Below are 22,550 nucleotides of genomic sequence, written 5' to 3'. Positions count from 1 at the left end.
TCGCCTTCGACTCACATGCCCCCCACCCCCGATTTGTCTTCTTCACGCGCCGATCGTCCCGCCCACCGCTCATCCAGGCGCATCGCGCTCTTTGCCGGGGCCTACACCCACATCGCCGACGGGGTGTCGCTCACGCTCAACCGCCTCGTCAGGCACCTCGAGCAACAGGGTGCTGAGGTGCGCGTCTTCGCCCCCACGGTTGACGACCCGGCCATCGAGGACCACGCCGGCACGCTCACGTCCGTGCCGTCCCTGCCGGTGCCCGGCCGCTCGGAATACCGGCTCTCGCTGGGCCTCACGCCCTCCGTCCAGGACGCGCTGGACGACTTTGCCCCGACGTTGTACCACATCGCCACGCCCGACCTCCTGGGCCACAACGCCCTCCAACACGCTCAGGACACCGGCACGCCCGTGGTGGCCTCCTACCACACTCACTTCAGCTCCTACCTGAAGTACTACCACCTCGACCTGCTGGAGACGCCCGTCTGGAGCTATCTGCGCTCGTTTTACAACCAGTGCCGGCAGGTCTACGTCCCCACCCACGCCATGGCGGAGGTGCTTCGGGGACACGGCATCGACAGCGACCTTCGGCTCTGGCCCCGCGGGGTAAACACCGACCGCTTCGCGCCGGGCCACCGCTCCGGCGGGTGGCGGCGGGCCCACGGGATTGGCGACGACGAGGCGGTCGTCGCGTTCGTGAGTCGGCTCGTGTGGGAGAAGGGGCTCGACGTGTACGCCGACGTCATCGATCGGCTGGAGCGTCAGGACGTCCCCCACCATAGCTTGGTCGTGGGCGACGGCCCGGCCCGGGAGGAGTTGGAAGCCCGCCTGCCGAACACCACCTTTACCGGCTTCCTCGATGGCACCGACTTGGCGGAGGCCTACGCCTCGTCCGATGTCTTTCTGTTCCCGAGCGACACCGAAACGTTCGGCAACGTCACCCTGGAGGCGATGGCGTCCGGCCTCCCGACCGTCTGTGCCGACGCGGCCGGCAGTCGCGACCTCGTGAACGACGGCACCACGGGCCGGCTCTGCTCTCCTGGACGTGTCGATGCGTTCACCGAGGCGGCGCGCACCCTGATCGTCGACGATGTGCGCCGCGACCGGATGGGCACCGCCGCCCGCAAGCGCGCCCAGGACTTTACCTGGCCCGCCGTCCTCAACCGCATGAGCCGGTACTACGACGAGGTGCTTCCCCATCATCCGTCTCCCTCCCCGCAAGACCCAGCCCCAGCGGGGGCCCCTGCGTAACGTCTTCCCACCTGTCGGCCCGCCCCCGTGCGTCTCCTGTTCGTCTCCCATTCGCTCCCGCCCGAGGGCCGCCCACTGGCCAACGTGGGCGGCATGCAACGCGTTGCCCTCAAGCTCCACGAGACCCTGCAGGCCCGCGCCGACGCGGACGCGCTCGACTACGACGCCCTGCTGCTGCGCAGTGCCTGGCGCACGGTTCACCTGAAGACGCCCCTGTTTCTCGCCCGGGCCGGCTGGCAGATTGCCCAGGCCGCCCGGCAGAACGATGTCGACGTGGTGCTTTTCTCATCGATGGTGACGGCCGGCCTCGCAGTGCCCCTGCAGGGCCTGCTCCGCCAACACGGGGTACGGACCGCCGCCATCGTACACGGACTGGACGTGACGACTCCGTTTCCGCCCTACCAGTGGTTCGTTCCGAAGGTGTTCGGCGCCCTCGACGCGGTGCTTCCCGTCAGCCGGGCCACCCGCCAGGCCTGCCTCGACCGCAGGGCCGCCCCCGACCAGCTCCGCGTCGTGCCCAACGGCATCGACACGGACCGCTTCGAGCCCCCCCCCGACCGGCCAGCGGCCCGCCAGGCGCTGGACGAGAGCGTGGACGTATCTCCCCCTTCTCCCCCGCCCGACGGGCTCCTGCTCTGCAGCGTGGGGCGACAGGTTGAACGGAAGGGCACAGCCTGGTTTGTCGACACGGTGATGCCCCGTCTCCCCGACGACGTTCACTACTGGGTTGCGGGCGACGGCCCCGAGCTCGACACGATCGAGACCGCCATCGCGCGACACAACCTATCACCTCGCGTCCGCCTCCTCGGTCGCATTCCGAACAGCACGCTGGGCCATCTCTACCGCGGGGCCGACCTGTTCATCATGCCGAATGTGCCCGTCGAGGACGACATGGAGGGCTTCGGAATCGTCCTGCTCGAAGCGGGCCAGTGCGGCACCCCCGCCATCGCCGCCCGTCTCGAAGGCATCCAGGACGTCATCACTGACGGCGTCAACGGCCATCTCGTAGCCCCACAGTCGCACAGGGCGTTCGTGGACGCCATCACGACGTACCACAACGATTCTAACGCCCTGGACGCCGCCGCGCAACGCGCCCTGCGCCACACCGAAAACACCTTCGGGTGGCCCGCCGTCGCCGACACGTACCTGTCGGTGCTGCGCACCGTGTGGAGACAGGGCACACCGCCCGACGCCAGCGCGACGGATCGCTCCTCACCCCCCTTCATACGAAGCAACGGTTCGCCGACCAGGCCTGCCTGATGCCTGGGCCGGCCTGGGGGCCGACAGCGCTCGTGCTTCCGCAGTTCGTCGGCACATTCTTCTCCCCCGATCGTACAGGAGCATTCGAATATTACCTGACGACCTGACCGGGACCTTCATGCCCAACCGCCTCGCCCGCGAACTTACTGAGCTTCGCAGTCGCCTGCTCGACATGGCCACCATCGTGGCCGAGCAGTTTACCGATGCCGTGGACGCCCTGCTTGCCCGCGACGTGGACCAGGCCGAGCGCGTCATGGATCGCGACCGCGAGGTCGATGCCCTAGAGCTGGAGGTGGACGAGTATTGTCAGCGCATCCTGGCCCGCCACCAGCCGGTGGCCACCGACCTTCGCACCCTGCTCACGGCCGAAAAGATCAATACCGACCTGGAGCGGATCGGGGACCACTGCCGCAACTTGGCCAGCAACGCGGAGCACGTGACCGAGGCGCCCGGGGTCCTGGACGCGGTCAAAATCCGTGGGATGAGCCAGGCAGCCCGCCGCATGCTCGACGAGGCGAAGCAGGCCTTCCTGGACCAGGACGCGGAACTGGCCCGCAGCATTCCCGATCTCGACGACGAAGTGGACCGCCTCCACCACGAAAACTTTCGGGGGCTGGTGGACTACATCCAGAAGAATCCGGAGCACGCCGAGGTGGCCGCCCACCTGATCACCGCCAGCAAGGCCATCGAGCGGATCTCGGACCACTCGACCAATATCGCGAAGGGCGTCGTCTTTCTTATTGAGGGCGTCGACATCCGCCACACCAGCGTGCAGGAAGAGATGGACCCCGGCAGCACATCGCCCCTCCGCTCGTCTTACTCCTCGTAGTCGTCCCGCCACCGGACCTGGGCGACGACGGGACGGTGATCCGAAACGAAATCTATGGCCTCGAGCTCTGGCACGGTGGCCGAGTCGACGCGCCACTCCGGCCCGGCCAGGACGTGGTCGATCTGTACGAGGGGCCACCCGGCCGGGAAGGTTGCGCCCCCACCCGCCGCCTGCAGGCCCTGCAGAAGGTGCCGGTAGGCCCACTGGTGCGGGGTGCTATTGAAGTCGCCCGCCACGAGCACCGGTCGCGTTTCCTGCTCGATGTGCCGGCGGATCCGGCGGGCCTGGTCGGCGCGGTGAAGGGCCCCCTCTCGATACGTCCGCAGGAAGGCCCACCAGCGACCAAGCGATGGGACCGTCCCCCGCAGGTCCCAAGGACGGGTGCCCACCGTGTGGAGGTGCACGTTGTAGAGCACGGCGGGGCGCCCCTGCCAGGTGAAGTGGGTGCGCGTGTAACGAGAACGGGGATTGGACCCGCCGGACGGGGGCAACGGGTGCACACTCATTGAGTCTAGTCGCACCTGCCCCAGTACCGGCCGGTAGATCATGGTCTCGGGGGGCCAGGCACGTGGCAGGGCGTACCCCACTGAGTCCTCCAGGAGCACCCGGAGCGGCCAGGACACCAACGGGACGCCGCCGTCCGACGCCGGCCGTGTTTTCATCCACGTCTCCTGGACACTCAGCACGGCAGGGGCCTCCCGATGGACGAGTTCGGCCAGCGTACGCTCACGGTCCGGCCCGCGGGCAAATACAGGAGACAGATTGAACGTCATCAACCGCAGCGCCGCCGCCTCTCCTTCCGATGCCTGTCCCGTCGGCACCGTCCCAAACCGCACCGCGACGAGCAGGAGCAGCACCGTACCCACCCCCACGCGCCCCCATGCTTGCCGGTAGGCCCCCTGCCCCATCAGCCCGACGCTCAGTAGTCCAACCGCCCCGGCAAGGACGGGGAGCAACACGGCAAACAGATCCGTCCACCAGAAGCGGGCCGGCGGAAGATACGGCGCCGCGTAGCCGACCAGGAACGCAGTGACCAGCAGCCCGGCCCCACTCCACGATAGAATCCGCAACACGCGTCGGAGCCCCATGGCCGTTCCCTCAGTGCGAAGGTTCAAAGGACAGACGGGCCCCGCCTCGACGCACATCCACGCCCAGTCGGACCGGGCCGGCTCAAGAATGTTCGACGCCCCCGTTCCACCGGCACGCGGCGTCGCATCCCGCATCAGGCCGCCTCGAGAATTCGCTCCGCCACCGGCGAGACTGGGGGCGCGGCGACAGGGTGCCGGGCGGCCGCCTCGAGCTCTCGGACAAACCGGCGGCGCCCCTGCCGCACCCACTCTTGGAACCGGCCGTCCTGGGCGGACCCGCGGTCCAACGCCGCCCGGAGGCGTCCGATGTTGAACTGCGTGCTGCACACCCCTGCCCCGGCCCGTACCGCGTCAACGGCGTTGCACCGCTGCTCGTAGTGCCCCTCGACCGGCACCACCTGGACCGGCGTCTTCAGGTACATCGCCTCCGCGATCGACTCGAAGCCGGCAGTGGACACGAAGCCGCGGCTCCGGGCCATGAGGTGCAGGAATTTCTCGTCGTCGAGCTGGTGGAAGGTGAGCGTCTCGTCGTAGGCCTCCACGGGGGCCGCGCCCGGCCGGTCCCAGAAGCAGTGGAGCGGCACGTCCGGGTGCTGCTCGTGCCACCGGATTACCTCGTCGGCGTACCCGCTGTTCAGAATGTAGGCGAGGATGAAGGGCTCGCGTCGGTCCTGCGGCTGCCGAAACACCCCGGGCCGCAGGAGCGGCGGCAGCACGGCCAGGTCATCCCCCGACCGATCGGGGGCCGGATAGAGCGAGAGCGCAAGGCGCCGCGACGCCCCCCAGGCCGTAAGCCGGGCAAACGCGCGGGCCGCCCACCGTCGTCCCGGACGCCCCGGAGGAAACTGGTAGTCGGGGTGCAAGAACATGTACTGGTGCGCCACCGCCACCACCGGCACGGACGGCGCATGCGTTGCGGCGTAGAGGCCCACTAGGGGCTCAAAAAAGTTCACCACCACATCCGGCTCGTGGCGCTCGATCGCGTCGTCGAGGGTCGACAGGCTGCGCCAGAAGGCGGGCGTGCGCCCGAGCGCCCGGCGTAGCGTGGCCCAGGGCCGCACCGAGCGGTCTGCGTCGTCCGACACGAAGCCGGGGCTCTCGACGTCTGTGACGGGGGCCTCAAACGCCGCGCGGAAAAAGGACGGAACGGCCTGGTCATCGCTCTTGCCCACGACGACCGCCTCCACCCGGTGGCCGGCGTCTCGGAGCATGCACCGCAGGGCCATCGCCTGCGTAAGGTGGCCGCGGCCCTCGCCCTGGACGACAAAAAGACAGCGCAGCGCCATTGGGGGGCCGGTGCGTGGTGCGTGGGAGATTTCGACTAGACTACCACACGCACACGAGCCCCATGTGCTCCGTTCCCCGCTCCAGTCGGAGGCCGGAGTTCCTTACATAACCTCGGGGTCCCCAAATAAAAAACGCCGGACGCCCGACAAACGGCGGGCGCCCGGCGCGTATGGGATTAGGGATTGCTCTCTGAGAGGCTGCTACTGGAACATGCCAACCTCATCACTGAAGGTCCACCCTGCGGCCCAGTTGCTTCCACTGGGATCGAAGGCGCCCCGGTAAGACACGTCTTCAAAGAACGACCCGCTCGGCGTCTGGCCACCGCTCACGTCGTTCGTCGGAATGACTCCCACTGTCTGGAAATCACCCGAGAGATCGCGCGAGAGACCCGGGTTCTCGTAGGTTACGTTGTAGCTGTTTTCAAGATCGTCGGCCACTGTAGTGCCCCACGACCCGCCATTCTCGACGAGATCCTCAAAGGGAGTGCTGGCATCCTGCACTGATCCAAATTTCCAGGTGATGCTGCTTTCAACCGTCAACTCGCCGTTCTCCCAGCGTGCCCGACTGTCCGGTCCCGAGGCTTCTTCCACCTCGATAAACTGCACCGGGAAGTCGTAGAAGATCGAATTGAAGTAGTTGCCTCCAAAGTTATCGCGGAGCTTCAGCGCGATATCACCGTCTCCGTCTGGTCCAGAGCCGATGTAGGTGGCGTTGTAAATCTGCGGATTGGCGACCGGCGTATCTCCCTCGTCGCCTCCGCCGTAGCCGTCGTCTCCACTGTCGTGCTCGCCGGTGCGGTCGCCGCGCGTCGGCGCCTGGATGGCAAGCAGGAACTGCAGGTTGCCGCTGAAGCCCTGGTCAATGTCGAAGGAGTCATCCCCGACGCGGCTGGCGAAGAGGTAGCGGGCATTCACGTTGCCGCCGAACCACTCGAAGCCGTCATCCTGGTTATTGAAGACCTCTACCCACTCGATCGTGGTTCCGGAGCCAACCGCGCCCATCGTAAGGCCGTTGATCTCATTGCCAGCCCCGATGGAGATGCCACCATAGCGGATGTGGGCGAACCGAAAGACGCCAGAGTCATCGTTCGGATCGGGACTATCGCTCCCGAACGACGCACGATTCACGTCCGACGGGATGCCCTCGACATTGCGGGATCCAGGGAAGTTTTTCGGTCCATTGCCGAGAATGATCACGCCCCCCCAGGCCCCATCAAGATTCGGCTTCAGATCGTTCGGGTCGCTCACGTCATCTTCCCGAGTGGTGAAGATGATCGGGTCGGCCTCGCTGGGGGTGTTGCTCCCCGGATTGCCGTCGGCCAGAATCGTCGCCCCTCGTGCCACGACCAACACGCTAGCATTATTTGGGTCCTGGTTGGGAATGCCCTTCACGACCGTACCGGGTTCAATCTCCAGGGTATCGCCCGAGTTCACAAAAGTTCGTCCGTCGAGATGGTACGTGTGATCGCTCGTCCACTTCACGTAGTTCTCCCGCACGTTCTCGTTGTCTGACGCGTCGTCCGGGACAACGCCTAGATCATTGCCGGACTGCTCACCAAAGACAACCGCTGCTTCGGTCGTGTCGTAGTTGGCGTAGTTAGCATCAGTCGCCGAGGTGCCCCCCGGCGGGCCATCGTCCATGTCGTCGTCTATTCCACTGTCGTTATTGTCACAACCCGTGAACAGGATCATGGCCGGGACGACCAGTAAAGCGAGTCCGATCCGAAGCCACGATCGTGCACTGATGGTGTGTTGATTCACGTTGGTCATGCCGTTGTTGTTGAGTTCATGAAGAGACGTTGTAGGTGCGTGTCCCGAGCCCACACTGCAGTCCCCACAGCCGCATAACACTTCCATAACGGGGGGCTCAGAAATGCCAAAAGGCGAGCCGCGATGGCTCGCCTTGTCTTCGCTGGATGCCAGCAGGGACATCCGAGGTCGAAATGTCCAGTCGTAGAGCTAATCGTAGATTACTGTTAGAGGCTATAAGTGAACCCAACGGAAATTGTACGCCCCTCCTTGTATCGGACCGTCGTAAACTCCGCGCTCGGAAAAGACTGGTATACTTCGGTGTCCTCATTGAGCACATTCTTGACGGACACCTTCATCTTGACGCCGAAGGGCAGGCCCTGAGAGGCCACGACGTCGACCGTGTGCCGCCCACGCTCAAACTGATTGGGCTGGTTCTGGCGCTCGATGGTGTCGAGGCGATCGTCGAAGTAGTTGTAGAAGACGGAGACAATGGTCTCACTATTCGGATTGTCGTACGACAGGTCTGCGTTGATCAGGTAGGACGACTGCCCCTCGAGCGGACGTCCCAGCGCCTGCCCCGACGTGTCCGTGACCGTCGATTCAGTAAGCGTCAGGTTTCCTCCTAGTTCGAAATGACGAAGTGCGTTCGACACGAACCCAAGCCGCTTCCGCGCCTCAAACTCGGCCCCATATATCTCCGCGCTCCGCTGATTTTGGTATGTAACCTCACGATTGATGGCCTGCTCCACGACGACCCGCTCGATCGGGTCCTGGAACGACTTTGCGTACCCGGTGACCGCAAGCAGCTCCCCCGGCCCCGCAAACCACTCCCAGCGGAGGTCCACGTTGTCGACAAGGGTTCGCTTCAGCGTTGGGTCGCCGTCAAAGATCTCTTGTCGCTTAAAGTCGTAGTAGGTCGCCGGCGAGAATTCTCGGAACGTCGGACGCGCCAGTGTGCGTCCATAGGCCGCCCGCACGTTCATGTCTTCGCGGAGGGCATACACCAGATTGGCCGAGGGCAGAAGGTCCGTCTCTGTAATCTGTCCGGTCTGCCCGTCCCTCGTTTCGATGGATTGATCCGTGTGCTCTATCCGAAGTCCCCCGATGAATCGGAGGGCCGGCAGGCCCGGCACCTCCGTATCGACCATTGCGAAGCCGGCCCCCACGGTACGGTCCCCGACTAGGTTGTTCTGGTTGGAGGTCTGCTCCTGAATCACGACCCCGAGGTCGGAGGGAGCAGTACCCTGATAGGGGCCGCTATCACACTCGCCTTCGTCAATGAAGCCGGCACATTTGCTAAAGTATGTGTTGGGGGCGCCTTCATATCCTGGAGAATTTAGATTGTCGTAGATGAATCGACGCTCGTTGAGATCTCGCTCCCGATACTGATAGGTCCCTCCTACCTTGAGACTTCCGAATCCGAACGGCACCGATACTTCCAGATCGTTGCCCCACGTGTACTCCGAGAGGTTTCGGAAATAGCGCGTCGGAAACTCGTAGATCGATGTCGCAATGCGGTGCACGTCCCGGTCGGGGAGACGATCGTCGGTAAAGAACCGAACGTCCGATTCATCCTGCGTCGTCTTCGAGTACGACGAGTTCCATGTCAGTCGTGGGCTGTCGCTGCCACCGCCCAGTAGGTGTTCTCCCTTTCCCTGCACGTTCCAGACCGTTCGGTCGATGGGCTCCAATCGGCGGCGGTCAAAAATTCGATTGTCGTCGTCCCGCGGAATAGAGCCCGTCAAGAAGACTGCCGACTGCTCATTCGACTGGTTGTACAGACTGTTGAGGGAAATTTCGTGGTCGGGATGGGGCTTGAACGAGAAGTTGGCAATTCCACCAAGCACTTCTTCAGTTGACCCGCTCTCGCCACTGAATTGGAAGTCGGGCGTTATGCTTTCGTCGGACACAGGCCCTGCACTAGCGGAGCGACGATTCCGAGATGCACTCGTACTCCGACTGTAGGTGATCCCCGTTACCACCCCAAGGGGCATTCCATCAAAGATTTGAAATTGGTCGCCAAACGACGCCGAGTAGCCCTGGTTGATGGGCCCGGCCTTTCGCTGAGGCGTGATTTTGCTCTGACTGAACGCGTTGGTTACGTCGTTCAGAAACTGACGCTCCTGCTGATTGGCCCCGAAGTACGGAGGAATGGGCTGATTCTCAGCCCTGAGATCGCCCTCGGGCAGCGACGGGACTACGCCGGGCACCCGGTCCAACCCGCCGTTCTGGCGGAGAATATCGTCGAAGCGGGCCTCACTGTGGTAGGTGACCGAGCTTGAGAAAGACAGCGTCCGCCTTTCAGGGAACGACTTAGTACTAAGATCAACATTCCCCCCTGTAAAATTGCCGGGCTCGTCTGGCGTGAAGGTCTTGCTCGTCACAATGTTGTCGAGCAGCCCAGCTGGAAAGAGATCGAGCGGGACCGAATTGCTGTTGGGGCTGGCACTGGGAAGCTCCGCGCCGTTGAGCTGAGCGTTGACGTACCGTCCCCCTAGCCCACGCACATTGACGAATTTTCCTTCCGTGATGGAGGCACCAGTCACCTTCTTAATGGCCCCCGCCGCCGTCGAGCTTCCCGACTTGCCGATGGCCTCGGCACTGATCGCGTCCACGACCGACGCAGCCTTCGCCCGCTCCTTTAGCAGGCCTGCTTCGGAGTCCCGAGCCGCCTGTGCCTGAACCACAACCTCTTCGAGCTGCTCGGTCTCTTCGGCGAGCGCGACGTCGAGGGTAGTCGACTCTCCGGCCGCCACCTCTATGCCCGTCACGGTCTTCTTCTGAAACCCGACGAACGAGACGACGAGGTCGTACGTCCCCGGCTCAAGTTCGTCGATGCGGTACCGCCCGTCGAGGTCTGTCGAGGTGCCCGTCGAGGTGCCCTCGATCGTGACGTTCGCTCCCGGGAGGGGCGCCCCACGCTGCTCCTCCACGACCACCCCTGTGACGGCTCCGGTCGGCGCCGCGTCCTGCGCCACGGCCGCATCGGGACCGACAACCATCAGCGCGACCAGGGCGACCGTGAGCGTGCGTCGCATCCAGGGCTCAGGCATCAAGATGAGCGAAGTTATGAAGGGAAATCAGCGAAAGTGCCAAGTTCGTGGCGCACTGTGGGTACAGTGGGCGAACTGGAACGCAGGCTACACAATACGAATTGTGCGTAATGTCACTATTACGCACAGATCACCGTTACATTAACTAATCTGTCTTCTCCCTTACTCGGCTGCGTCCGGAGGTCTCTTTCACGCGCACTGCCCACAGAATGCTGGCTGGTCCACGCATGGATCTCCCCTGTACCATCTAGCATCCACCGCCGTAGGACGACGGCGAATTTCGTTGAATATTTCGGTCTGCGTTCTGCATGTGGCCCGCTTCCTCCTCAGTTTAAGGGCTTACATTTCAAGCTTCTCCACCTCTTTCATCCACCGCCTTCCTTCGTGCCCGACACGAAAACTTCGAACCCGTACCTGATTCTCTTTGCGCTCTGGCTGATGATGTTCTCGGCCAGCAGCCAGCTGATCATCATGGTGCCCATTCTCCCCGAGATTGCGGCGACGCTCGGGGTGAACGCGTTCTGGCAGGGCATGCTGCTGACGGCCTACGCGCTGTCGCTGGGGGTGTCGGCCCTCATTACGGGCCCGGCGTCCGACCGCATTGGGCGCCGCCTCATCCTGCTGTACGGGACCATCCTAATGGCCGTCACGCTCACCCTGCACACAGTGGCGGAGAGCTACGTCCTGCTGTTCTCCATGCGCCTGCTGGCGGGCGTCGGGGGCGGCATGCTGACCAGCGGCTCGGTGGCCTACGTGGGGGACTACTTCCCGTACGAGCAGCGCGGGTGGGCCAACGGATGGGTGATGAGCGGCACGGCCTTCGGGCAGGTGGCCGGCATCCCGATCGGCAAGGTGCTCGCGACTGGCTTCGGCTATCGGTGGCCCTTTCTCATGTTTGCGGTCCCCATGGCCGTGTCGGCCGTGCTGATCTGGCTGTTCGTCCCGCAGCCGGACGCCGACCTCGACGACCAACGGCTCACGCCGGCCCGCCTCGTCGAGAAATACCGGGCCGTGCTCCAGGGCTCCGACGCCGTGAACGCCGTGGCGTCGTACCTCCTCATGTTCTCCGGCTTCGGGCTCTTCACGTCGTTCCTCCCGAGCTGGCTCGAGTCCACGGTGGGCGTGTCGAGCTACGAGATCGCCCTCCTCTTCGCCATCGGGGGCACCGCCAACATCCTCGCGTCCCCGCTCGGGGGGCGGGTCTCCGACCGCATTGGGCGCAAGCCGATCGTGGTGTGGGCGTCGCTGATCCTCGGCCTGCTGATGGCACTCGCCCCGCTCTACATCACAGGGTTCCTCATTGCGGCCGTACTCTTCTTCCTGGCCATGGGCCTCATCGGCATTCGCGTGGGCCCCCTGCAGTCGCTCATCACGGCGCTCGTGCCGGATCGCCAGCGCGGCCTCCTCATGGGCCTCGCCATGAGCGTGGGCCAGGCCGGGTTCGGGTTCGGCAGCTTCGTGGCCAGCATCACGTACGGGCCCTACGGCTTCCTCAGCAATGCCGTCGGCGGCGCGCTCGCAATGATCGGCATGGCCGGCCTCGTGCACTGGGGCCTGCCGGAGCCGCCACTCGCCTCGGTGGACGAGGCCTCGCCCGAGTCCCCGAGCGTGGCGGAGACGCCGTAGAGCCCCCGCAGCTTTTTCCCGGGATGCCTTCAGGGGAGCGTGTCTCTCAATCAGGCGAACTGCCAGAGAAGAAGGACAAGCACAACCAGGGCGCCGCCCCAGAGCGTAAGGGCGGTGCGGGGGGAGGTGCGCGCCTGCTCCATGTCGCGCCAGTCGCGGGGCCGCACACCGAGCAGCAAGAACGTGCACACGGCCGCTAGATTGAGGGAGACGACGTTGGTCGCCGTGAGCAGCCCCGCCCGGAGGGCCGGGTCGGGATGCCCTGCTCCGAACAAGAGCCCTGTGGCCACGGCGGGGGGCAGCAGCGCCACCGCCACCATCACCCCGACGAGGCCCGTCGCGCGTCCCCGGGGTACCGCCAGGGCCTCGGCCGCCCCCGCCGCGCCGGCCAGCGCGATGTCGGCGATCCCAATGACCGTCCGCCCCGCCAACTCACCCGTCGTCGGGTCCACCGTCATGACGATTCCGAGGCCCAAGGCCCCGCTGAGGGCCAGCCCCACGCTCGTCAGGTTGGCCCAGGCGGACTGTCTGAGCAGATCCAGGTCCCCAAGGGTGGTGCCGAGCGCAAGGGCCAGGTTGGGCCCGATGAGGGGCGCGATCACCATCGCCCCGATCACCACGGCGGTCTGGTTCCGCAGCATGCCCCCGGCCGCAACGACGACCGACAGGGCAATGAGCGCGTAGTAGTAGCCGGAGACGTCCGTGGCGTCGCGGGCGTACTCGTAGAGCTCGGCCCGTCCCACCCGCGCGGAGCGTCCTTCTGTGTCCTCCTCGTCGGCGTCTCCGCCCTCGTCCTCTTCGCCTTCGTCCCCGTCCACCTCGGGCCGCGGCAGCGTCGCCTCCACGGCGTGGATTACCACCCGGTACTCCGTGATCACGGCATCGTCGACCCAATCGAGGAACGCCTCGGTGTCCTCCACCTCCATGAGCACGCGGTCCACGCGCTGGTCGTCGTCGATCGCGTAGGTCCAGTGCCCGAGCACGTCGTAGGGGGCGTCGGGCACGTCAAGGGCCTCGTCGGTGTCCGGGTGATAGATGTCGATGACGCGGAGGGCCATGCGGGCGGCATACGCAGGGTAAAGGGGAAACCAATCGGGTGCTGTCTCTGGAGGGTAACCACGACGACGCTGCACATCCAGCCGAGCCGGTTTGGGCGGAGCCCTCGGACGCGTGCGCCCCAACAAAAAAGGGACGCAGGCGGCACCGGATGCCCGGTCGCCTGCGTCCCTGTACGGAGGTCTCCATGTCGCCGAACTGTCGGCGGGGATCGGTTAGAAGTAGATCCCGATGTTCAGGTTAAAGGCCGTCCGCCACTCGTTATCGTTGTTCTCCGCCATCACACTCGCGAAATTATCGGCGGGGTGGTTGAACGGATGACCCTTGCTGATATTCAAGTCCGTGTACACGAACAGCGGTCCCGCCGTCGTGAGGAAGCCGATGTCGTGGGTGGCGTTGTCGTTCCACGCGTCCACGTTCTTTGTGACGAGACTGAAGTCATAGTACGGCTTGATCTCCGAAATCGGGCCGGCGTTCACCGGAATGTGGTACGCCAGGCTAGACGAGTACACCGTGTGCTCGGCCGCCACACGCTGCGGGAAGGCATAGGCTCCCATCACCACAAAGTCTTCCGCACCGTAGTTCACGTCGGCCAAGTCATTGAAGGTGGACTTTTCCTCTTGCGTGAGGGGCGCATTCAACTCTTGCTGCGAGAACTGGAGCTTGGCATCAAATCCAGCGTAGCGACCCCGGAAGTGAGCGGCATACGCGGCGTGCCAGTCCGTGTCCCCCGTGTCCAGGTTTTGAAGCTGACCGCGCTGTCCGGAAACGCCAATCTTTGTCGAGCCAAGATCACCGTGGTCGAAGGTATACCCCACCTTCACGTTGAATTGGTGCTGTTCCGTAATATCGGAGCGCAGGTTACCTATGACAGCAGGATTTTCTGCTGCGTCTTCAGGAGTTAAGACCTCTCCGTCTTCAGTGAGACGGTTGTCACCCGGCACCACGTGATAGTTCGCTGAACTGTTCGGTGCCACGTCGTAGGAGTAGCGGGAGAAGTTCTGGCCGGCGAAGAAGTCCGTCTGCTCGGCGTTCATGTAATAGGCACCCTGGATGTCCCAGTTGCCGGGCGTGAACATCGCCTTGACACCAGCGTCGTAGTCGTCCTCCAGGCCGACGTAGTACGAGCTATTGAAGAACCAGCTGCTGGAGGCGTACGGCTGGATGCCAAAGGGCACCTGACTCACGCCAACCTGAACCTGACGGGCGTCGCTAAACTCATAACCGACCCATCCCTTCTGGAGAAACACCCCACCGAAGGATTCCGGGTACACGGCAAGCTCAGAGTCAAAGATCAAGCCTCCGTAGGAACCACTTCCTCCAATGCGGAAGGTGTCGAAGGTGAATCCACCATCACCGAGCACACGGTCATTCCCTCCTTCTAATGCCGTGCCGTACGAGCGGAAGAGGGCATTGAAACGGATCGAGCCGTTGACACTCACGTCGAGCGTCGGCTCGTCCTGCTGGGGCGCCGCCGTCGTGTTATCGCTCTCCCAGGCGTTGGCGACGAGGGAGGTGGCGTTGGTGCTGTCATCAGCGGGCTCCGGGTCGTCGGCGAGGGCCGAGCCGGGGAGCATCAATCCAGCGGTGAGAAAGAGCGCGAAAACTGCAGTACAGTACCGATTCATGTGGTTCATATGGGAAAATCGCGCATTGTGAGAAAGGGTTGCAGAGGGTAGCGTAGTGCTACAGAATAAACCGGAGGTGATCCGGTCACGGCGTGTAGATCGGGGAAAGAGATTGCGATAATGTTATCAGGGCGGGGCTTAAGGCACGGCCGGATGCAGAGCTTCACGCACCCTGGTCGCGCGAGTGGGTGGCATCGTTAAGGAGGGGCGTCACGGCCTTGTCCGCGGTCGCACACGCCTCGGCCTGGCCGAGCCACTGCGTGACGTGCTCGGGGTGGTTCCGCACCCACTGCTCAGCAGCCCCGCTCTTGCTCATGTCGCCCCGGGTGCGAAACGTGTTCATGAGGCTGCCGACCTGCTGGTCGTCCACCTCAAACTTCTGCAGAAAGCAGACGGCCTCTTTCGGGAATTCGTCGATAAACTGGTTGTCAACGACCGTGAAGCCATCCTCGGGCGGCCTGTAGGCGGGCGGCTGATTCGTCTTCCCCTCCCTGGAGGTATCGGAGGCGAACGCGCTCCACGTCCAGTGCGGCTTCCATTGGCGCCATGTCCATCCATAAAATACCCCCGACCGCCAGACAGCGATCGGGGGTAGTACGTCGTCAATTCCAAAGCCGGTCTCCTACGCGCCCTGCTCGCGCGAGTAGGTGGCGTCGTCCGGGAGCGTCTCCACTGCGCCGTCGGACGCAGCGCACTCCTCGGCCTGATCCGTCCAGGCGTTGACGTCCTCCGGGTGCTCCTCAATCCACTGGCTGGCAGCCTCCCGCTTGCTCATGTCGCCGCGGTTGCGGAAGTCGCCCATGAGGCTCTCGATCTGCTCGTCGCTGACCTCCGATACCTTCAGGAAGCACGCGACCTCCTTCGGAAACTCCTCCGTGAACTCGCTGTCCACGATCTTGAAGACGTCCTCAGGATTTCCAAAGACGGGCGACTGTCCCGTTTGCGCTCCCTCGATGTACTTCAGGTCGAACGAGCCCCACTTCCAGTGTGGGTACCAACCCGTGACGACGATGGGCTGCTCGTTGTTGACGGCGTTCTCCAGCGCCTGCCACGTCGCCGGGCCGCTGGACGCCACGACCGAGAACCCGTCGATGTTGTTGTTTTCGAGAATCTGGCGCGTCTGGTCGTTGATCGCCGCACCGGACTCAATGCCGTTGATTTCGCCGTTGAGCTCATCGCGGTAATTTCCCAGCTCCGAGACACTGGAGATGTCCATGTATTCCGGCACGGTCAGTCCGACCGACGTGCCCTTGTAGGTGTACCCCAGCTTGGAGGCATTTCCCTGCGCCTTGCTCCAGGGGTCCTGGTGGGTGGTGGGGAGCCAGGCCTCGTTGAAGTAGTCGCGGTCGCCGTCGGCCACCGACGAGAAGGCGAGGCCACCGCCCGAGACCTCTCGAACGTCAACCTCCATGTCGTACTGGTTCTCCATGATCTGCTCCTGGACGTAGGTGAAGGCCATCCCCTCAATCCAGTTTACTGTGACCATGTTCATCTCGCGCGATACGTCCTGGCTGTCCCCGCTCCCTCCACAGCCGGCGAGCCCGGTCCCAAGGAGACCAACGGCCGCGACAACGGCAATGAACGAGCGAAGTGGTGTCGAAGAAAGATTCATAGCGTTAAGGCTTTTGCTTGTGATGGTGAGTGTCTAGGTCGTGCGGCAAAGCGAAGAAGAGTGCCCGGACAAAGGGTATTCAGGAGGCCCTTCTCCGAGCCGTGTTGTGTGCGAGTTGTGTGCGGATGTCTCGCCCCCTCAAGAGACGGCACGCGTGAATCACCCTGTCGTGGGCTGGGTCGACGCGCCTGCCTTCTCCCCCACGGCCTGCGTAATGCGGTCCAGGAAGATGGCCAGAATGACGATGGCCAGCCCCCCCTCAAACCCGACCCCGATGCGCAGCTGCTGGATGCCCTCCACGACCGGATTCCCCAGCCCGCCGGCCCCGATGAGCGCAGCAATCACGACCATCGACAGGGCCAGGAGCACCGTCTGATTTACCCCCGCCAGGATGGTGGGCAGCGCCATCGGCAACTCTACCTTGAAGAGCATCTGACGCGGGGTGGACCCGAAGGACTCCGCCGCCTCCACGGCCTCCTCCGACACCTGCCGAATGCCGAGGTTGGTCAGGCGCACGCACGGAGGCGTGGCGAAGATGAAGGTAGCGATCACGCCCGGCACCTCTCCCAGCCCGAAGAGCACGACGGCCGGAATCAGGTACACGAACGCCGGCATCGTCTGCATGAAGTCCAGAATCGGCCGGACGATGGCGTCCACCACGTCATTTTTGGCCGCCCAGATGCCCACAGGAATTCCGATGAGGAGCGAGATCAGCGTCGCCGTCGCGACGAGCGCCAGGGTCTGCATCGTGGGCTCCCACAGTCCCATGCCGAAGGCAATCTCCATTCCGAATAGGGCGAACTCCACGCCCTCAAGGAGGGTCAGCCCAACCGCCGTAAAGATGGCCACACCGCGGGATGCTACCCACCACGCAAGGAGGGTGAAGAGCAGAATCATTGCCCAGCTCGGCAGAAAGAGTAGCACCTCCTCCAGTCCTTCGATGGTCGCCCCAATCACGAAGGTTACCCCGTCGAGTAACGGCCCAAGGTTATTCTGAATCCACTCGATGAGGGCTGCAAAGGCGCCGCCAAGGTCCAGTCGCATGCGCACTCAGGTGTCTTCGTTCAAAACGATAGGCGTGAAGGGAAAGACGGACCGTCGCCTGGGACTAGGCCACCGCTGCTTCGGGGTCTTCGTCGGTCCGGCCGGCGCGGGCGTCCCGCCGCCGCGCCCCATCGGCGTTCTGCACCACCTCTTCCATGACGGCATCCTGGCTCACGACGCCCTGGAGGATGCCGTCCGAGTCGCGGACGGCCAGGACCCCATCGGCGTCGATCAGCACTGGAAGCAGCTCGGCAATCGGCGTGTGGGGCGAGACGGACGGCCCGTCGGCAGACACGGTCTCGTCATCGCCAAGGTCCCGCATCACGGTCCGGGCGGGGACAATTTTCGTGCGGTCCACGTTTTCGACGAAGGAGCGGACGTACTCGTCGGCGGGCTGGGTGAGGATCTCGGTGGGGGTGCCAATCTGGGCAATCCGGCCGTCCTTCATGATGGCGATGCGGTCGCCCATCTTCAGTGCCTCATCGAGGTCGTGGGTGATGAAGAGGACCGTACAGGCCGGGTCCCACTGCTCCTGCAACTCCAGCAACTCGTTCTGCATATCGGCCCGAATCAGGGGGTCGAGGGCGCTGAACGCCTCGTCCATGAGTAGAATTTCGGGGTCGTTGACGAGGGCACGGGCCAGCCCCACTCGCTGCTGCATGCCTCCACTCAACTGGTTGGTCTGGCTATCCTCGTAACCGTCCAGTCCCACGAGATCCAGCGACTGGCGGGCCTTCTCGCGCCGCTCCCCCTTGTCCATGCCCGCCACCTCGAGGCCGTATTCCACGTTTCCGATGACCGTCCGGTGCGGGAACAGCCCAAAATTCTGAAAGACCATCGACATCTTGGTCCGGCGCAGCTCGCGGAGGCGATCCTCGTCGAAGGCCGTCACCTCGTCGTCGTGGACGTGGACCTTTCCAAACGTCGGCTCGATCAGGCGATTGACGCACCGGAGCAGGGTCGACTTGCCACTGCCCGAAAGGCCCATCACCACGAAGATCTCCTGCTCCTGGACCTCAAAGTTGGCGTCGTCAACCGCGATTACGGAGCCGGTTTCCTCCTTTACCTCCGCCTTCGACATTCCCTCCTGGGCAAGGGTGCGGGCGCGCTCCGGATTTCCCCCAAAAATTTTCCAAAGTCCCTCTGCCTCGATAACAGCCATGGCGTGTGTAGCTTGGCTTGTTCGCTAGGTGCGAGCGTAGTGGGGACGGCCTTGGCCTATCAGGTGGGCACGACGTTTTTGCTCTGTTGCCAAGACTCTACTTAATTAGCTTCTTGGAAGGAACATGTTTAGGAAACGGAGACGGTTTCCCCCATTCTCCCTCTCTTTCATACAACCTTATAAAGAATACTGCGGACGCCCCCCTGCTCTCAGGCCTCTCATTTTTTTGGATTCATTAATCTTCACAAGAGAACGCGAAGTGCACACCCCGACAAAAAATGCGGAAACGTTGGGGCAGCCGCTTCCCGGACGACCAGACGGCGCCGGGTCCGAACGCCCGGGGGGTCGATTCGTAGACCGATTGCTCGATATTTCGAATCAACCAGTTTGTCTTCCATGCCCGACGATCGCTCCGCGAAGGTCATCGAAACCGTCGCCGACGGTCTGCGCCTGCAGGTGGGCGACCTGCCCGGCGACTACGCCCCCACCCTGCTGAAGGCCAAGCCCGCCGCCTACGTCGTCGGCTTCACCGCGGGGGTGAGCCGCGCAATGGACGTCCCGGTGGGCAACCACACGGTCCGTACTCTGGAGCGGGGCTGCCGGCAGGGGCTCCCCCGCGACGGCGACCTCGGGCAGCGCCTCGCCGACATCGCAGCGGGCATCGTCTTCGACGGAAGCGTCACCAGCGACCCGGACCTCACGACGGTCCGGGAGGACGGAGAAGAGGAGGGCCGGGCCTTCGTGGAAGACCGGTCGCCCCCCTCCCTGCTCAGCGACATAGTTCGCGGGTGAACGGACTCGACCGCAGCCCATGGAGACGTGGTCGTCTCTGAAACGGCGTTAGAACCAGCCACTCACGCTCAAATAGGGGGTTTATCTTCGGGCCCTTTTGCCCTGCTGCCCGGAGGAGGCTTCAGCCCCAGGCCCCTTTCATCAAAAAGGAGCGCCGGCCTCAAAAGAGCCGACGCTCCATATTCGTCGAAGAGGCCGCTATTGTGGGGCCACTGCGCTAAGCCGTAACCGGCTCGGCGTGCTCAATGCGGGTGCCGAGCACATCCAAGAACTGACGAATCCAGGCCGCGTGGGCGGGCCAGGCAGGAGCCGTGACGAGATTTCCGTCGGTCACCGCCTCGCTCATCTCCACGTCGACGTAGCTGCCGCCGGCCGCCTCCACCTCCGGGGCACAGGCCGGGTACGCGGAGCAGCGACGGCCGTCGAGCACGTCGGCGGCGGCAAGCGTCTGCGCGGCGTGGCAGATGGCCGCGACGGGCTTGTCCTCCTCAAAGAAGTGCCGCGTCATCTCAATCACGCGGTCGTTCGTGCGCAGGTACTCCGGCGCGCGGCCCCCTGGCAGGCAGAGCGCATCGTAGTCGGCCGCGTCGACCTCCTCGAAGGTGGCGTTCAGGGCAAAGTTGTGGCCCGGCTTCTCGGTGTAGGTCTGATCGCCCTCAAAGTCGTGGATGGCGGTCTTCACCGTATCGCCGGCCTTCTTCTCCGGGCACACGGCGTGCACCTCGTGGCCCGCCAGGTCGAGCATCTGGAAGGGGACCATCGTCTCGTAGTCCTCGGCAAAGTCGCCAACGATCATCAGGATGGTTTTGGACATGGCGACGTAGGGGGTTTGTGAAAAGGAGCGTGATCGTGCGTGCTTCTGTGCCAGCGCAGCCGTCACGAAGATCGGTCTGTCGCTGACGAAGGCCCCAACGCACGACCAGCATGAAGGCTCCGTCAACTGCGGGCCAGTCTGGCAGGACGTGGAAGCCGGCGATGTACGATCCTGGGCCGGCCACGGCGCGTGGCGAGGCATACCCGGCCTCGGTCCGTCCGCCACGCTACGCCAGCGTGAGTGCGGCACGGCGGCCCGCCTCGATGGCGCCGTCGAGATAGCCCGGGTGCTCGGTGGCCGTCTCCGCGGCGGCAACGTGCAACCGCCCCTCCCACTGCGGGCGCTGAAGGATTGGGGCCGGGTCCGGAGGGGCGTGCGGGCCCGGCTTGGGCCCCGTGGGCGGCGTCGTGGCCGGGTCGTGACGCCAGTCGGCCGTTGCGACGCCGGTGGGCGCCCCGGCCGCCTCGCCGAAGCAGTGCACGAGCTGCCGAACGAGGGCCGCCCTCTGCTCGCCCGAATCGCTCGGCGTGGGGGAGTCGGGGCCTGGGGGATGCATGAACCCGACGAGCGCGGCGTGGCCGTCGGGCGTCGTGGCGTCGTGCCAATCGTGCACCGGACCGGCCGCACTCCGCACGCGCCCGGCGAGGCCCTGCTCGCGCCAAAACGGACGGTCGTAGGTCACGGCCGCCTTGGCCGAGGGGCTCATCCAGGTGGTGGTGCCGCGGAGGGCCGAGGACAGCGCGTCCGGAAGGGCAGGTTCGAACTGAAGGGTGTGGCCGGCCAGCCGGGGCGGGACGGCAAGCACGACCGCGTCGACCGACGTGGCCCGCGGGCCATCGGGCGTCTGGGCGGTGGCCTGCACCGCGGGCCCCGTGTGCCGGAGGGCCTGGAGCCGGTGGCGAAGACAAAGGGCGGCATCCGGGAGCCGGGCGGCAAGGCGCTCGTGCAGCGCCTGGGTCCCCTCCACGAGGCGCCAGGAGGGCGGGGGAGTTTCGGGCCACTCGAAGGGCTCGACAGGCTCGTCTCGGGCCCATTCCTGGACCGCCACGCCCGGCTCGTGCTGGCGCACCCGTTCAATGCCGAGGCGATCCGCCAGTGTGCGCACCCGTTCGTGCTCCTCCCAGTGCCAGGCGGCCCCTAGGTCCAGGCGCACCTCGTCGGGGCCGACGGCCGGGCTCCGGCACCGTCCCCCCACGCGGCTATGCGCCTCCCAGACACAGACCGACACGCCCGCCGCGTGCAGCTCCGTGGCCGCCACGAGGCCCGCAAGCCCCGCCCCCACGACGAGAACGGACGGGGACTCAGGCACGCTCAGCCTCCCCCGGCCCCGTCGACGACCGAAAATACGCGTCTACGCTGTACCGGCCGGGCCCTGTCAGCAGGAGCGCCACGAATACCGTCGCCATCTCCATGGCGTGCCAGGGCCCCTCACCGGCCGCGACGTGGCTCGAAAACGCGACCGTCATCACCACGAGCAGGAGCCCAAGGACGGGCCGGAAGAGCAGGCCGAGCAGGAGACAGATGCCGCCCACAAACTCCGTGGCCGCCGCCATAAAGCCCCAGAACGTGGGCCAGAAGGTGATCCCAAAAATTTCCATGGTGCTTCCGAGATCGCCCCACGTTCCTGGGCCACCGGCCATTTTGTCCCACCCGTACACGAAGACGAAGGTGACGCCAATGCCGATGCGGAGCACGAGCAGTGCAAGATCGACGGAGGTCCACCGGGAGGAATCCATATTTGGGGCTGCCTGAACGTCTGTAGATGCGAGTGGCCGTCGTGGACAGTCGCGTTGCCCACTGGGGGCGACGCGGGCGCTACCCTGCGACCTCGTCGACGCTGTATTTGCCGGGGCCTACGAAGACGAGGCTCAGAAACACAAAGCCGTAGACGAGCGCACTCTCCGGACTGCCGTCGATCATGCCGGTCATGTGCGCGGTGGCCGCAACCCCCATGTTGACCGCGAGCAGAAGGGCGGCCGGGCGGGTAAGCAGGCCGAGGGCGACGAGCAGGGCACCCGCGAACTCCGCGAAGGCGGCCATAAAGCCCCAGAAGGTAGGGACGAAGCCGAGCCCGAAGAGCTCCATGGTGCCGCCCAGCCCGGCCCATTGTTCAGGCCCCCCCATGATTTTTCCCCATCCGTGTCCGATGGCCATGTACAACCCAATCGTCCCCCGGAGCAGAAGCAGGCCCAGGTCGCGAAACGTGCTGAGGTGCGTCCAAATCATAGCTCGACGTGCGATTTTAAAAGGCTGGGTGAATCCGCCTCAAGTATAGAAAACGGCAGGCGGTTTGTCGA

At 64.5% G+C, this 22,550-nt stretch carries 19 protein-coding genes; 5 read left to right on the top strand and 14 right to left on the bottom strand.

What is annotated here, in order from left to right; translation table 11 throughout:
- Positions 1–15 precede the first annotated feature (15 nt).
- The 3 genes from OJB03_RS01905 to phoU all read left to right on the top strand — a co-directional run bounded on the left by OJB03_RS01905 (position 16) and on the right by phoU (position 3,340).
- Positions 16–1,251, top strand: a complete 1,236-nt coding sequence (locus OJB03_RS01905; RefSeq protein ID WP_263784747.1) for a glycosyltransferase family 4 protein — start codon at positions 16–18, stop codon at positions 1,249–1,251.
- A gap of 27 nt (positions 1,252–1,278) precedes the next feature.
- The gene (locus OJB03_RS01900; RefSeq protein WP_263784746.1) at positions 1,279–2,511 is read left to right on the top strand and encodes a glycosyltransferase family 4 protein; all 1,233 of its coding nucleotides are present in this window, start codon (positions 1,279–1,281) and stop codon (positions 2,509–2,511) included.
- A 118-nt stretch (positions 2,512–2,629) separates the two neighbouring features.
- Entirely contained in the window at positions 2,630–3,340 is a 711-nt protein-coding gene (gene phoU / locus OJB03_RS01895; protein ID WP_263784745.1) for a phosphate signaling complex protein PhoU, read from the top strand.
- Here the strand turns inward: phoU and OJB03_RS01890 are convergent.
- The 4 genes from OJB03_RS01890 to OJB03_RS01875 form a co-directional block, all read right to left on the bottom strand.
- Positions 3,328–4,413, bottom strand: coding sequence for an endonuclease/exonuclease/phosphatase family protein (locus OJB03_RS01890; protein WP_263784744.1), 1,086 nt, complete (start codon positions 4,411–4,413; stop codon positions 3,328–3,330). The genes phoU and OJB03_RS01890 overlap by 13 nt on opposite strands.
- Before the next feature lie 149 nt (positions 4,414–4,562).
- The gene (locus tag OJB03_RS01885; RefSeq protein ID WP_263784743.1) at positions 4,563–5,714 is read right to left on the bottom strand and encodes a glycosyltransferase family protein; all 1,152 of its coding nucleotides are present in this window, start codon (positions 5,712–5,714) and stop codon (positions 4,563–4,565) included.
- A gap of 201 nt (positions 5,715–5,915) precedes the next feature.
- On the bottom strand, positions 5,916–7,484 hold the full coding sequence (locus tag OJB03_RS01880; protein WP_263784742.1) for a T9SS C-terminal target domain-containing protein: 1,569 nt from the start codon (positions 7,482–7,484) through the stop codon (positions 5,916–5,918).
- Positions 7,485–7,690: 206 nt separating this feature from the next.
- Positions 7,691–10,519: a TonB-dependent receptor gene (locus OJB03_RS01875; RefSeq protein ID WP_263784741.1), complete on the bottom strand. Its 2,829-nt coding sequence runs from the start codon at positions 10,517–10,519 to the stop codon at positions 7,691–7,693.
- A gap of 384 nt (positions 10,520–10,903) precedes the next feature.
- On the opposite strand from OJB03_RS01875, the gene OJB03_RS01870 reads away from it, so the two are divergent.
- Positions 10,904–12,145, top strand: a complete 1,242-nt coding sequence (locus OJB03_RS01870; protein ID WP_263784740.1) for an MFS transporter — start codon at positions 10,904–10,906, stop codon at positions 12,143–12,145.
- Between the two features lie 50 nt (positions 12,146–12,195).
- Here the strand turns inward: OJB03_RS01870 and OJB03_RS01865 are convergent, their stop codons facing one another.
- The 6 genes from OJB03_RS01865 to OJB03_RS01840 all read right to left on the bottom strand — a co-directional run bounded on the left by OJB03_RS01865 (position 12,196) and on the right by OJB03_RS01840 (position 18,647).
- Entirely contained in the window at positions 12,196–13,203 is a 1,008-nt protein-coding gene (locus OJB03_RS01865) for a TIGR00341 family protein (RefSeq protein ID WP_263784739.1), read from the bottom strand.
- A gap of 213 nt (positions 13,204–13,416) precedes the next feature.
- Positions 13,417–14,838, bottom strand: coding sequence for a hypothetical protein (locus OJB03_RS01860; RefSeq protein WP_263784738.1), 1,422 nt, complete (start codon positions 14,836–14,838; stop codon positions 13,417–13,419).
- A 154-nt stretch (positions 14,839–14,992) separates the two neighbouring features.
- Positions 14,993–15,199 carry a hypothetical protein gene (locus OJB03_RS01855; protein WP_263784737.1) on the bottom strand — a complete coding sequence of 69 codons (207 nt, stop codon included), beginning with the start codon at positions 15,197–15,199 and terminating at the stop codon, positions 14,993–14,995.
- A 252-nt stretch (positions 15,200–15,451) separates the two neighbouring features.
- Positions 15,452–16,441: a glycine betaine ABC transporter substrate-binding protein gene (locus OJB03_RS01850; protein ID WP_263784736.1), complete on the bottom strand. Its 990-nt coding sequence runs from the start codon at positions 16,439–16,441 to the stop codon at positions 15,452–15,454.
- A gap of 159 nt (positions 16,442–16,600) precedes the next feature.
- Positions 16,601–17,485 carry an ABC transporter permease gene (locus tag OJB03_RS01845; protein ID WP_263784735.1) on the bottom strand — a complete coding sequence of 295 codons (885 nt, stop codon included), beginning with the start codon at positions 17,483–17,485 and terminating at the stop codon, positions 16,601–16,603.
- Positions 17,486–17,549: 64 nt separating this feature from the next.
- The gene (locus OJB03_RS01840) at positions 17,550–18,647 is read right to left on the bottom strand and encodes a quaternary amine ABC transporter ATP-binding protein (protein ID WP_263784734.1); all 1,098 of its coding nucleotides are present in this window, start codon (positions 18,645–18,647) and stop codon (positions 17,550–17,552) included.
- Positions 18,648–19,043: 396 nt separating this feature from the next.
- Between OJB03_RS01840 and OJB03_RS01835 the strand changes: the two genes are divergently transcribed.
- On the top strand, positions 19,044–19,439 hold the full coding sequence (locus OJB03_RS01835) for a hypothetical protein (protein ID WP_263784733.1): 396 nt from the start codon (positions 19,044–19,046) through the stop codon (positions 19,437–19,439).
- A 217-nt stretch (positions 19,440–19,656) separates the two neighbouring features.
- Here OJB03_RS01835 and OJB03_RS01830 read toward each other — a convergent pair whose 3' ends face one another.
- The 4 genes from OJB03_RS01830 to OJB03_RS01815 all read right to left on the bottom strand — a co-directional run bounded on the left by OJB03_RS01830 (position 19,657) and on the right by OJB03_RS01815 (position 22,479).
- Complete coding sequence (locus OJB03_RS01830) at positions 19,657–20,253, bottom strand: DJ-1/PfpI family protein (RefSeq protein WP_263784732.1); 597 nt, start codon at positions 20,251–20,253, stop codon at positions 19,657–19,659.
- Between the two features lie 226 nt (positions 20,254–20,479).
- Positions 20,480–21,562, bottom strand: a complete 1,083-nt coding sequence (locus OJB03_RS01825; protein WP_263784731.1) for a flavin monoamine oxidase family protein — start codon at positions 21,560–21,562, stop codon at positions 20,480–20,482.
- Positions 21,555–21,989, bottom strand: a complete 435-nt coding sequence (locus OJB03_RS01820) for a DoxX family protein (protein WP_263784730.1) — start codon at positions 21,987–21,989, stop codon at positions 21,555–21,557. The genes OJB03_RS01825 and OJB03_RS01820 overlap by 8 nt, the downstream gene beginning before the upstream one ends.
- Positions 21,990–22,068: 79 nt before the next feature.
- The gene (locus tag OJB03_RS01815) at positions 22,069–22,479 is read right to left on the bottom strand and encodes a DoxX family protein (RefSeq protein ID WP_263784729.1); all 411 of its coding nucleotides are present in this window, start codon (positions 22,477–22,479) and stop codon (positions 22,069–22,071) included.
- Positions 22,480–22,550: the final 71 nt, after the last annotated feature.

Origin of the sequence: Salinibacter grassmerensis (assembly GCF_947077765.1) — a bacterium.
Taxonomy (GTDB): Bacteria; Bacteroidota; Rhodothermia; order Rhodothermales; family Salinibacteraceae; genus Salinibacter; species Salinibacter grassmerensis.
Note: the sequence above shows the minus strand (reverse complement) of the source record. Positions and strands in the feature narration are given on the sequence as shown.